The 12619-nt window shown below is 59.3% G+C and carries 9 protein-coding genes; 6 read left to right on the top strand and 3 right to left on the bottom strand.

The genetic code is table 11. The annotated features are described in order from the left end of the window. Window positions 1–4: 4 nt before the first annotated feature. The gene (locus LOC68_RS27235) at window positions 5–1777 is read right to left on the bottom strand and encodes an ABC1 kinase family protein (protein ID WP_230224961.1); all 1773 of its coding nucleotides are present in this window, start codon (window positions 1775–1777) and stop codon (window positions 5–7) included. A 141-nt stretch (window positions 1778–1918) separates the two neighbouring features. Between LOC68_RS27235 and LOC68_RS27230 the strand changes: the two genes are divergently transcribed. The 6 genes from LOC68_RS27230 to LOC68_RS27205 all read left to right on the top strand — a co-directional run bounded on the left by LOC68_RS27230 (window position 1919) and on the right by LOC68_RS27205 (window position 10664). Continuing rightward, window positions 1919–3196 carry an outer membrane protein assembly factor BamB family protein gene (locus tag LOC68_RS27230; protein ID WP_230224960.1) on the top strand — a complete coding sequence of 426 codons (1278 nt, stop codon included), beginning with the start codon at window positions 1919–1921 and terminating at the stop codon, window positions 3194–3196. 133 nt (window positions 3197–3329) lie between these two features. Next, window positions 3330–4259: a hypothetical protein gene (locus LOC68_RS27225; protein WP_230224959.1), complete on the top strand. Its 930-nt coding sequence runs from the start codon at window positions 3330–3332 to the stop codon at window positions 4257–4259. A gap of 91 nt (window positions 4260–4350) precedes the next feature. Then, window positions 4351–4851: a MarR family winged helix-turn-helix transcriptional regulator gene (locus LOC68_RS27220; RefSeq protein WP_230224958.1), complete on the top strand. Its 501-nt coding sequence runs from the start codon at window positions 4351–4353 to the stop codon at window positions 4849–4851. Continuing rightward, complete coding sequence (locus LOC68_RS27215) at window positions 4851–6140, top strand: efflux RND transporter periplasmic adaptor subunit (RefSeq protein ID WP_230224957.1); 1290 nt, start codon at window positions 4851–4853, stop codon at window positions 6138–6140. Before LOC68_RS27220 ends, LOC68_RS27215 begins: the two co-directional genes overlap by 1 nt. A gap of 9 nt (window positions 6141–6149) precedes the next feature. After that, window positions 6150–9950 carry an efflux RND transporter permease subunit gene (locus tag LOC68_RS27210; RefSeq protein ID WP_230224956.1) on the top strand — a complete coding sequence of 1267 codons (3801 nt, stop codon included), beginning with the start codon at window positions 6150–6152 and terminating at the stop codon, window positions 9948–9950. A gap of 9 nt (window positions 9951–9959) precedes the next feature. Continuing rightward, window positions 9960–10664: a M24 family metallopeptidase gene (locus LOC68_RS27205; RefSeq protein ID WP_230224955.1), complete on the top strand. Its 705-nt coding sequence runs from the start codon at window positions 9960–9962 to the stop codon at window positions 10662–10664. A gap of 28 nt (window positions 10665–10692) precedes the next feature. Here the strand turns inward: LOC68_RS27205 and LOC68_RS27200 are convergent, their stop codons facing one another. Both LOC68_RS27200 and LOC68_RS27195 read right to left on the bottom strand, forming a co-directional pair. Beyond that, window positions 10693–11607: a metallophosphoesterase family protein gene (locus LOC68_RS27200; protein WP_230224954.1), complete on the bottom strand. Its 915-nt coding sequence runs from the start codon at window positions 11605–11607 to the stop codon at window positions 10693–10695. 168 nt (window positions 11608–11775) lie between these two features. Further along, window positions 11776–12276, bottom strand: coding sequence for a GAF domain-containing protein (locus tag LOC68_RS27195; protein ID WP_230224953.1), 501 nt, complete (start codon window positions 12274–12276; stop codon window positions 11776–11778). Window positions 12277–12619: the final 343 nt, after the last annotated feature.

Genomic DNA, 12619 nt, shown 5'->3' with positions numbered 1-12619 from the left:
AGAGCTATTCCGACCGGTCGAGATGCCCCGATTTGTTAATCGCCAGCAACAGTCGTAAGGAGATGCCGAAGCTGATGATGATGCCTGACATGCCGACGATCGAGATGTCGCGCATCCCCATGTAGGCCGCATCCTCTGCGACGACCGATTTGATTTCCTCTTCGGCATTCTCGACTGGATTGAGCGGCGACTCGACATGCGTTCGAGTCCCCCGTTCATGAAACAACAGCGGCGGCACTTTCATGCTGAGCATCAGCGACGAGCCGAGAAATAAACTGCTCGCGATGATCCCGGTCACCAAACGATTGACGGTCGGTCCCAGCATCCGCAGGTCGAGATGGACGTCGAACTTGCCGGTCCGGATCTGCTCGAGCATTTCCGAGACGCGCCGCGGCGCGACTTCCGCCAATCGCTCCACTTCGCGATAAAACCGGGTCCATTTGCGAATTCGCCGCATCGGCGAGAACCGCTTCATCATGATGCGGCGACGATGCTTTTGCAGCAGTCCAACCAGGTTGAAATCCGGATCGAGCATCCGGCCGGTTCCGTCGAGCATCACCATCGTCTTCAACAGCATCGCGACCTGCGGCGGCAACGCGATTTGATAGTGGCGTATGATCCGAAACATGTCGTTGATCACTTCGCCGAAGTTCATCTTGTCGAGCGGACGGTTCGCGTAGTCGTTGATAAAGTCGGAGACTTCGCGCCGCAGGTTGTTTTCGTCCAGGTGCTTCGGCAAGGTTCCCCAGCGCATAATCACGCTGGCCAGCATGTCGGAGTCGCTGCTGGTCAGACCGACGAGCAGATCTTCCATCTCTTCGCGCAGCCGATCGTCGATCCGCCCCACCATGCCGAAGTCGAGCAGGCCGATCACGTCGCCCGGCAGAATCAAAATGTTGCCGGGATGCGGATCAGCGTGATAGAAGCCAAGATCGAAGATCATCCGGACGTATAGTTCGGCGCCGCGTCGCGCGACTTCCGGCAGATTAACCCCCATCTCGAGCAGCGCTTCGCGGTGCGACAGCTTGACCCCTTCGACATATTCCATCGTCAGCACCCGCGAGGTGCAATACTCGGAATAGACTTCCGGAATCGAAACCGTTTCGTCGTCGTTGAACTGCGCTGCGAACTGCAGCATGTTTCGCTCTTCACGCCCGTAATCGAGTTCGCGCCGCAGGGCGCGCTGAAACTCGGCGACGGTCGTGACCGGGTGATACGGCGCGAACTCCGGCAGACGCTCCGCCAGGCTGGCGAAACCAGCCAGGATGTCGAGGTCCTCGTTCACCTTCTTTTCGATGTCGGCGTGCTGAACCTTCACCACCACCGTCTTGCCGTCGAGAAGCTCGGCCAGATGAACCTGACCGATCGACGCCGAAGCGATCGGCGTCTCATCGAATCGGGCGAAGATCGACTCAATCGACTGGCAAAGCTCCGCCTCAAGCGTCTTGCGAACGATGTGAAACGGATCTGCCGGGACGTCCGCTTGCAGCTTCTTCAGTTCGTCGGCCAGTTCGACCCCAACGATATCGGGGCGCGTGCTGAGGATCTGTCCGAGCTTGATGTAGGTCGGCCCCAGATCGGAGATCGCCATCCGAATCCGCGCTTCGCGGGTGTACTTGGCCAGCAGCTCGCCATCTTTCGCCTTCAAGATTCCTTTGGCGAAATCGATGTTGAACTGCTGAATCCAATCGGCCAGGCCGTACCGGCTGAGCACCGCTACAATCTCGGCGCCGCGGTTCATGTTGCGGTAGAGCTGGGGAATGCTGGACAATCGCATGCAGATGTTCGCCTAGGGAGTGACTCTACTATTCTACCTTACTTCTAAGGGTGGGAAGCGTCTGCTTTGCTTGACCTGCCGCCCCAAATGCCGGAAACTAGACCATCTTGGTCGTTTTTTCCGCCTACCGAGACCTAAATCATGCCTTCTCGCACTTCACTCCGCTCACTTCCGTTATTCGCCTGCCTGGTGTCGTTTCTTGCCTGCCTGACAGCCCACGCCGAAAATTGGCCCGATTGGCGCGGTCCCAACAACGCTGGGATCAGCAGCGAAAAGAACCTGCCGACCACCTGGTCGAAAGATAACAACGTCGCTTGGCGCGTCGAACTGCCGGGCGCGGCCGGCGCGACTCCGGTCATCTGGGGCGACCACATCTTCTTGACGTCGGTCGATGGAGAAGAGCTGGTGCTGATCTGTCTCGACACTTCCGGCAAGCAGCTTTGGAAGAAGGCGGTCGGCGAAGGGAATAAAGTTGTTCGAGGCGACGAGGGGAACTCCGCTTCTCCTTCGCCGGTGACCGACGGCAAGCATGTCTGGTGCTTCTTCACCACCGGCGATCTGGCTTGCTTCGATTTCGACGGCAAAGAGATTTGGAAGACGAACGTGCAGGATCGTTTCGGCAAGTTCGACATTCAGTTCGGGCTGACGTCGACGCCGGTCTTGTACGACGGCAAGCTTTACCTGCAATTGATTCATAGCGGCGGCGCGAAAGTGATCGCGCTCAACGCCGACACCGGCGCCGAAGCGTGGCAGGTCAAACGCGAGAGCGACGCCTACGCCGAATGCGAACACTCGTACGCTTCGCCGATGGTTTACGACGACGGCAAGCTCCGCTTCCTGCTGACCCATGGCGCCGACTACTCGATCGCCTACGACTTGGACAACGGCAAAGAATTGTGGCGCGTCGGCGGTTTGCATCCGCCGGCCGGCTACGATCAGACGTTGCGGTTTGTCGCTTCGCCGTTGGCGGCGCCTGGTTTGATCGTCGTGCCGAGCGCCAAACGCGGCATCCTGGTCGCGGTGAAGCCCGACTCGAAGGGGAACATCACCGACAAGGCGGAGAACTACCTCTGGAAGTTCGACACCACTCCGGACGTCCCCTCGCCGCTAGCAGTGGGCGACTACGTTTACCTTTGCCGTGAAAACGGCAACTTGATCTGCCTGGAACGGAAGACGGGCAAGCAGTTGTATGAAGAACGGACGCATCGCGATCGCCATCGCGCTTCGCCGGTCTATGGAGACGACAAGATCTATCTCACCAGCCGGGACGGCCAGGTGACGGTCGTCAAACCAGGACCGAACTTTGAGATCCTGGCCGAAAACAAGCTGGACGAAGAAATTTCGGCCTCGCCGGCGATCTCTGGGGGACGGATTTATCTCCGCACGTTCCAAGCCCTTTGGGCGATTGGCCCCCAATAGCCAAGCGAAAAACCCGGCACAATCGTACTGGTTTACTGAAATCCGACCCTGCTATGCGCCGATACGTCGCCTAGTGGGGCCTGCGTCACTTCCCCTAATTCGCTCTCGCTAGCGTTATTATTGAGTAGTCGTCATGTCGCGTATTCTGCTGCTTAGCCTGGTTCTGGCCGTCGCCTCGGTTTCCCAATTCGCCGCCGCTCAGGGACCGCTCGTCCCCGGAACTGGCACGCGAATCTGGTACGACGACTTCGAAAATGAAGAGTGGGAATACGTTCCCAACAACCCGAAGGCGAGCCACGAGCAAGACAATAACGTTCGTTTGCCGGGCGGCATGTCGAAAAACAAAATGTGGGGCGAAAGCTCGAAGCGCGGCCATCCCGATCATATCGAACGCTTCCACACTCCGCCGGATGGCATTGAAGGTAGCGAAGGTTCGCTGCTGATGATGACGTTGCAGTCGAACGTCCCGGGGCGTCCGAGCGGCGACCTTGGCCAAGACGATCTGATCTGCCGCATTCCTGGTTCGTACTCGGTCTCGCAATACCCGAGCTGCGTCGTTCGCGTCTACCTGCAGCCGTTCGACAAGTGGGAACAATTCACCGAAGCGGCGTCATTCGGTTTTCGCGCTACCGTGACCGGCAGCCGTCATAAACAAAGCGGCGGCGGTTTGTTCAGCCGTAGTTCCACCGAACGAGAACAGAGCTGGCCCGGCATCTTTATCGAGCATCAACTCACCAAAGAAGGGTCGCGAGCCTTCTGGGTCATCCGCGGTTCGGAACGGGGCGACTTCCGTTCATCCGAAATCACCGAGACCGGCTGGTACACGATCGGCATGTCGTTCACGCCCGATGGTCGCTGCCACTATTACATCTCGAAGGGGGTCGACGACCTGACCGCCCAGGATCTTGTCGCGTCGCACAAGCCGTACAACTACACGATCGAATCGGTGCAGGGGATGTTCTTCAACATCTTCAACCACGACGACGGCAAGAGCTGGTCAACGCCGTGGATCATCGACGACCCGGCGTTTTACCTCGGCCGAGGGGGCCGGGCTGCTCGCTAAGAATTAGCCCCTTTGGGCAGTTTGCGCTTGCGATCCAGTTCCGCTAGCAAATAATTATATTAGCTAGGCTAACTAATTATTTGCGGAAAACATGGATCCTCTAGAGTACGACTTTCAGTCGAGCATCGGTTATTGGATCGGGCTCACCGCGCACACGATGCATCAAACGCTCGACGAGCGTTTGATGCCGTTTGGCATTACGTTCCGCCAGTTTCAGGTACTAGGTTGGCTGGTCCATGACCGCGAAATGACCCAGGCCGAACTGGCGAAGCGGCTGATGATCGAGCCGCCCACGCTGGCCGGCATTCTCTGCCGGATGGAAGCGATGGGGTGGATCGTGCGTAAGACGGCCACCAATGATCGCCGCCGCAAGTTGATCACCGTCTCGCCCGGCGCGGCGCCGGTATGGAAACAGGTGGTTCAATGCCTGATGGAGTCGCGTCAAGAAGCGACCGCCGGCATGACTCGCGAAGAAATCGATCAACTGCAATCGCTGCTCAAGCGCGTATTGCACAACCTATCCCGCCCTGCGTCCAATCCCGTGCTCGTCCTGGACGCCGCGATTACCCCCCAAGAACAGGAAACCTCGTAATGTCGCGTCTCGTTATTCTCAGCGTGCTGTTTGCGCTCGCCGGCGCCGCGTCGGCGCAAGCTCAAAAAGCGATGCCGGCCGCTCCGGTCGTGATCGAGTCGCTTCATGAAGAGGAGGTCTCCTCGAGCCAGGCGTTCGTCGCCACCGTCATGCCGCGCCGTCAGGCGGTGATCGGCAGCGCGGTCGCCGGTCGCGTCTCGGAGTTCTACTTCGACGAAGGGGACGCCGTGAAAGAAGGAGAGCCGATCGCGCAGATCCTGACCGAGACGATCAACCTGCAAATCGCCGCCGCCAAAGCGGAGCTGGAACTTCGCAAAGCGGAACTGGCCGAACTGAAGAATGGCAACCGAGCAGAGGAGATCGCCCAGTCGAACGCCGAGATGATGTCGGCCAAGGCGCGGATGGATTACCTGATCGCGCGCCGCAATCGAACGACCGATTTGTACGAAACGCGCCGCGTCAGCTCGAAAGAAGAATATGACGAAGCGGTCTCCGCCGCCGAAGCGGCGATCGAAGCGTACAAAGCGTCGGAAGCGCATCACCAAATGATGGTCAAAGGAGCGCGCGACGAGAAGATCGCCCAAGCCCAAGCTCGCGTCAACGTGCAGGAAGCGGTGGTCGGCGAACTCGAAGATCGCTTGAAAAAGTACACCATCCGCTCCCGGTTCAATGGCTATATCAGCCGCAAGCATACCGACGTCGGTTCGTGGGCGGAGCAGGGGGCCGACATGGTCGACGTGGTCGAACTGGATGAAGTCGACGTCACCGCTTACGTCGCCGAACACCATGTTCCGTACATCCCGATGGGGGCCACGGTTCGGGTCGAAATCTCGGCGATTCCCGACAAAATCTTCACCGGCACGGTCGTCGCGATCGTTCCGCAGGCCGACGTTCGGACTCGCACTTTTCCGGTCAAAGTCCGCCTGACCAACGAAATGGAAAACGGCGTTCCGCTGCTGAAGGCCGGCATGTTGGCTCGCGTCCAACTACCGACCGGCGGAACGAAACAAGCGATCCTCTGCCCGAAAGACGCGCTCGTGCTTGGCGCCGGCAAAGCGTCGGTCTTCGTCACCGCGCCCGGTCCTGACAACTCACTAATCGTGCAGTTGGTTCCGGTGCAACTTGGCATTACCAGCGGCAACAAGATCGAGATCCTCGGCTCCATCTCGCCCGATAGCAAAGTGGTGACGCTCGGTAACGAGCGGCTTCGTCCCGGCCAGCCGATTCGCGTACTGGAAGAAAAAGAAGCGGCCGCCGCTCCCACCTCCACCAGCTCCTCCCCGCGCTAAGGCCTTGTCATGATTGACGCACTTCTCAACAACCCGGTCAAAGTCGCGGTCGGCGTCTTGCTGGTCTCGCTGTTCGGCGTGGTCGCGCTGCTGCGGATGCCGATGCAATTGACGCCGGAGGTCGATACGCCGACCCTCACCATCGAAACCAAGTGGACCGGCGCCAGCCCACAGGAAGTCGAACAGGAAATCATCATCGAGCAGGAAGAGCAGCTGAAAAGCGTCGAAGGCATCACCAAGATGACTTCGGAAAGCGCCGACTCGAAAGGGACGATCACGCTCGAGTTCTTGATCGGCACCAACATGAGCGAAGCGCTCTTGCTGGTGAACAGCCGACTCGCCCAGGTCCCCGACTACCCGGAAGACGCCGATCAGCCGGTCATCACCACCAGCAACGCGTCGGACAAACCGATCGCCTGGTTCATGCTGAGCGCCCGCATGCCGACCGAAGCGCGATACGCGAAGTTCTTGCAGGAGCATCCCGATCAGGCCGAGAACCTCAAAATGGCCCGCGCGACCGAAAATCCGGCGGTGCTGATGGTCCGGTTGCGAAAGTTGCTTGAGACGAATCCCGAATACGTCAAACTGATGCCGCCGCCGATCTTCAGCGATGCACAGCTCGACGCGTTCGGGCACGCTCATCCGGATTTGGCGGCGGAACTGGCCAAGGCTCGGAAAGAGGCGGAGAACAACTCGGAACTCCTCTACAGCTTGCAGCAACTCGCCCAAGCCAGTCCGGAGTTCCTCGATCTTTGCGAGCCGAAGCCGTTCGACGTGATGAACTTCCGCCGCTTCGCCGAAGATGAGATCGAAGCCCGTTTCGAACGAGTCAGCGGCGTGTCGCAATCGAACGTCAACGGCGGCCTGGAAGACGAACTGCAAGTGATCGTCGATCCGGAACTGCTCGCCGCGCGTCAGCTCACCATCGGCGACGTCCGCCGCGTCTTGATGAGCCAGAACGAAGACACCTCAGCCGGCGACTTCTGGGAAGGGAAACGCCGGTACGTGGTCCGTGCGCTCGGCCAGTTCAAATCGCCGGAGCAGGTCGAGTACCAATTGCTGGCGATTCGAGACGGGGCGCCGGTCTTCGTCCGCGACGTCGCACACGTTGAACTGGGACATAAGAAGCCCGACAGCATCGTCCGCCGCTTTGGCGAATCAAGCATCGCAATCAACTGCATGCGCGAGACCGGCGCCAACGTCCTTGACGTGATGGATGGCCTGAAGGAGACGAACAAGCTGCTGAACGAAGGGGTTTTGAAGGACAACAACCTGGAGCTGACCCAGGTCTACGACGAAACCGATTACATTAATTCTTCGATCAACCTGGTGCAGGAAAACATCTTTATCGGCGGCGCGCTGACGATGTGCGTGCTGATGCTCTTCTTGCACCTTGGGGCGCGGACGCTGATTTTGATTCCGTTTGCGATGGCGTCGGCGATCGCTTCGGCCTATCTCAGTCCGTGGTGGTTCGTCCTCTGCATGGCGATCTTGATCGGCGCCGGTTTCTGGTTCGCCCGTGGGGCGCTCGTCGTGGCGCTGGCGATTCCGATCAGTATCGTCGGCACGTTCCTGATTCTGGGTGTTCTCGGCCGCTCGCTCAACGTGATCAGCCTCGCCGGTATGGCGTTCGCCGTCGGCATGTTAGTGGACAACGCGGTCGTCGTGCTCGAAAACATTTACACCTATTACTCGAAGGGCTATTCCCCATTGGCGGCCGCCGCTCGCGGGACGACCGAAGTGTGGGGCGCCGTCTTCGCATCGACGGCGACCACCGTTGCGGTCTTTTTGCCGGTCGTCTTTGTGCAGGAAGAAGCGGGGCAGTTGTTCGCCGACATTGCGCTAGCGATTAGCGCCGCGGTCGCCCTGTCGCTGATCGTTTCGATTACCGTGATTCCGGTCGCGGCGTCGCGACTCTTCAGCAAAGAAGACGAGGAAAATCGAGACAGCAACAAGCAAATCGACGAAAAGCGCAACATCCCAGCGGTCATCGCCGCTGACGGCCATCGGATGGGCGCGGTGGAACAAACGATATCCGGCGCCGGCCAGAAGATGGTTCGCGGAATCGTCGAGCTCAATCGCTGGTTCCAAGGAGGCGTTCTTCGCCGGATCGCGCTCATCAGCGGGATTACCGCGGGAGCGATTTTCCTTTGCTGGGCGTTCTGGCCGAAGGTCGAATACCTGCCGAACGGCAACCGCAACCTGGTCTTCGGCGTGTTGCTGCCGCCGCCGGGTTATAACCTCGACCAGTTGATGGACCTGGGCGAAGTGGTCGAAACCGACCTGAAGCCCTATTGGGACGTCAATCCGACCGATGCGGACTTCGATCAGGGAGAATTCCCGGCGATTCGCGACTTCTTCTTCGTCGCGCGAGGACGCCAGGTCTTTATGGGACTGAAGACGTATGACGACCAGCGCGTCGCCGAGCTGATCCCGCTCATTCAGCGCGTCAGCGGCAAGTTGCCGGGGACGTTCGCCGTTGCGACGCAATCAAGCTTGTTCGAACGCGGGCTCACCGGCGGTCGCAAAATTGAAATTGAAATCACCGGTCCTGACCTGCCGAAACTGGTGGGTCTCGGCGGCAATATCTTGCGGCAGTCGGTCCAATTGATTCCGAACGCCCAGATTCGCCCGGTTCCGAGTCTCGACCTTTCGAGCCCGGAAGTGCACGTTTCGCCACGTTTGATTCAAGCGGCCGACATCGGCCTTTCGAGCGCCGATATGGGCTATGCGGTCAACGCGCTGGTCGACGGCGCCTACGCAGGGGACTACTTCCTGGACGGCAAAAAGATCGACCTGACGATCAAAGGGGAAACCCGGTTCGCCGACGCGACGCAAAAGATCGAAGCGCTGCCGGTCGCGACGCCGCTTGGTTCGATCGTGCCGCTGGGCGCTATCGCCAACGTCGACATCGGCAGCGGTCCGGAGCAGGTGAATCACCGCGAACGACTCCGTTCGATCATCATCGAAGTGACGCCGCCGCCGGAGGTGCCGATGGAATACGCGATGGATCAGATCACCAGCGAAATCATCCAGCCGCTGGAAGCGAGCGGACAGCTGGGCCAGGAATATCGGATCAACCTGGCCGGCACCGCCGACAAGCTAGGCAAAACCTGGACGTCGCTCCGCTTCAATCTGATTCTGGCGCTGTTGATCACTTACTTGCTGATGGCGGCTCTCTTTGAGTCGTGGCTCTATCCGTTTGTGATCATCTTCAGCGTACCGCTTGGCGCCGCCGGCGGGATCATGGGATTGAGTCTCCTCAATCTGTTCGTGCTGCAATCGCTCGACGTGCTGACAATGCTCGGCTTCGTGATTCTGATCGGTACGGTGGTGAACAACCCGATTCTGATCGTTCACCAGGCGCTCAATCACATCCGGGAAGATGGGATGAACCTCGACGAAGCGGTGTTGGAGAGCGTCGGTTCCCGTATTCGCCCGATCTTTATGACCACCACGACCACGGTGCTCGGTCTGATGCCGCTGGTGATGTTCCCCGGCTCCGGCAGCGAACTCTATCGCGGTCTCGGCAGCGTGGTCCTCGGCGGGCTAATCCTCTCAACCATCTTCACGCTGGTGCTGGTCCCCAGCATGTTCAGCCTGACGGTCGAAGCGTACGAAGCGCTGGTACAAATGATCTGGGGCAAGAAGACGCAGATGGAGAAACCGAAAGCGACTCGTCTCTTGCCGGCGACTTCAGGTCAAGCGGAGCAAGAAACCGTCGCCAATTACGTGCTGCCGAAGAAAGAAGCGAACGGCGCTAACGGCACGACGCAATCCGACTCGGAGAAGTCGAAGCATGGCGCCTGACGGTGACCAATGGACGCGACAACCCTGCTAAAGCGACGTCAGCAGGTCCAAACGATCGCCAAGCGAGTCCTTCGCGATCTTGGGCCGACGATCGTCTCGACCGATACGGAACAGTCGATCGCCGATCGGGCGGTCGGCATGCTTCAAGATCAGGGCGTGTCGGAAACGTGGTATTACGATTGCCCGGCGCTGGTACTGCTCGGCTCGCGCAGTTCGCTTTCAAGTTCGGGCAAAGTTTATCAGCCGGCGAACGAACTAGTTGGCGCGACCAACTTGGTGACGGTCGACATAAGTCCCTCGCTCGACGGCGTCTGGGGGGATTGCGCTCGCAGCTATTGCGTGGAAGATGGACGCGCTGTTGACGAGCCTTCGCTACCGGAGCTGCGGCGGGGCAAACGCTTCGTCCTGCAACTTCATCAGATACTGCCGTCGATCGCCGACAGCAATACAACGTTCGGCGAACTCTACGATCAGATGCTGGCCGTGATTGTTGACGGCGGTTATGAGACGCTCGACTTTCTGGGGAACTTCGGCCATACGCTGCCGGGCCGCCTGGACGAACGAATCTACATCCAGACTGGAGATCCGACGCGATTGAAAGAAGTCGCCTGCTTTACGTTTGAACCCCACATTCGCCAAATCGGCGGAACGTGGGGATTCAAACATGAAAACATCTATCGCGTTGACGACGATGGGCGCATCGTCGAACTGTAAACGTCGTAGCGAACGGGTCGCAAGCGATCTACGCCCACTTCACCGTGAAGACCTGACCATGCTCCTTGCGGCCCTTGTCGTGGGCTTGCAGTTCGAATTCGATTCCATCCTTATTCAAGCGACCTAGCGTCCAACCGTTCGGCTGGGCGTCGCTAAAGACGTAGGCGCAAGCCGGCAGATTGATCAAGTTCAGGTCGCCCTCATGGGTGTGAGCCCAAACGTGCGAGTGGCCGAAGACGTACGCCTTGACGTTCTTTTTGGCGTGCATCAGTTCCAGGAATTCGGCGGTGTCGGCGAGTCCGCTGATCACTTTGCCAGCTTGCGGGGGCGTCTTGTCGAGCGTGTGATGGGCCATCACCACCGCCGGCTTATCGGCTCGCGCGTCAAGCGCTTCGCTCAGCCATTTCAGCTGCGCGTCACCCAGCTCGCCGGTGACGACGTTGGTTGTCATCAACGAATCGAGCAGGAAGATGTTGGCGAAGGGAGTCTCTAAGATGCCGACATGTTTCGATTCGACCAGCGGCTGCTCCGGCTTTTGGCTCTGCAGCGCGTCGTAGAACGCGGGAATGTTATCGTGATTCCCCATCGTCATATGCAACTCTTGCCCGGCGTCGAGCAGCGGCTGCACGCACTTGGCGAAGTTGGCATAGTCCTTCGGCAGCCCTTTGAGGTAAGCGCAATCGCCGTTGAACAGCACCGCCGCAGGCTTGGTCGAGAGCGCGTTGATCTCCTTGATCGCCGCTTCCAGGTTGGCGGTCATGTTCACGCCGCGCGCTTCCACCATCGGCGTTTCCGGAATGTGCGTGTCGGAGAGGAACGCCAACGTTACAGACTCGTCGGCATCAGCGGCGTAACCGACGCGCAAGACGGAGAGACCAGCCAGCGCGGCGGCCGAATGCGTGAGGAACTGACGACGACTGACGGAAGGAAGATGCAGCGGCATGGGAACTTTCCTGGAGAAGGGGGAATGAGCGGGGTAGGGAAGGGGAATCGCAACGCGCCACGCTGTGGGTTCAAGCAGGCCCTTCCATCATAGTTGATCGGCGCGGCTCGAAGGAGTCGCAACAGGCGCTTACGGAGAAAGCGCGCAGAAGCTTAACATGCCGGCCGACTATCCCCCGACTTCCGACGCCGACAGCAAGCAAGCGACGATCGATTCCAACCCCGCGGCGTCCTCTTCGCTGAAGCGCTCAAGCACCGGACTATCGATGTCGAGCACGCCAATGATGCGATCCCCCACGATCAGCGGAACGACGATCTCCGCATTGGAGGCGCAGTCGCAAGCAATATGGCCAGGGAATTCATGAACGTTCGGGACCACGAGCGTCTGCCGCTGCACAACCGCCGCGCCGCATACCCCGCGGCCGGGTCCAATGCGCACGCAGGCCGGCTTTCCTTGAAACGGTCCCAGCACCAACTCTTCCCCCTGCAGGAAATAGAAGCCGGCCCAATTCACATCGCGTAATGCGTGATAGAGGACCGCGGCGCAGTTGGCGGTGTTGGCGATCCAATCCCGCTCGCCGGTCAGGATGGCGCTGACGTCTTCGCGAAGCTGAGCGTAGAAGGAAGCCTTGTTGAGCGACGGATCGCCGGAGGCGGAAATCTCGTGCATGGGAGCGATATCCAGGAGTCGTCAGGGGTCGAACGCGATCGGAACGCCAGTTTATCGCCTACGAGCAAAGAGGGATATCGGCGGCGATTTCCGCCTCCCGGCGCCGAAACCACCCGCTAGCACGCAATCTCGGCAATTCAGGCAAACCTTGCCGCCCACCGGCGAAAGCTCGCAATCTCCGGCCGCGCGAATTTGGCAAAAATGTACGGCTCGTTCTGAAAGTGCTGGTTAATGCGAGCGTTTCGTGCCGATGGGTGGTGGTGAAGGTATCGAAAATACGCCTCGCAGTCATCGTATCGATTCGTCGTCAGTTTGGCGGCAATCAACGGAGCGCGTGGACATG

It is taken from the genome of Blastopirellula sediminis (genome assembly GCF_020966755.1).
Lineage (GTDB): Bacteria > Planctomycetota > Planctomycetia > Pirellulales > Pirellulaceae > Blastopirellula > Blastopirellula sediminis.
Note: the sequence above shows the minus strand (reverse complement) of the source record. Positions and strands in the feature narration are given on the sequence as shown.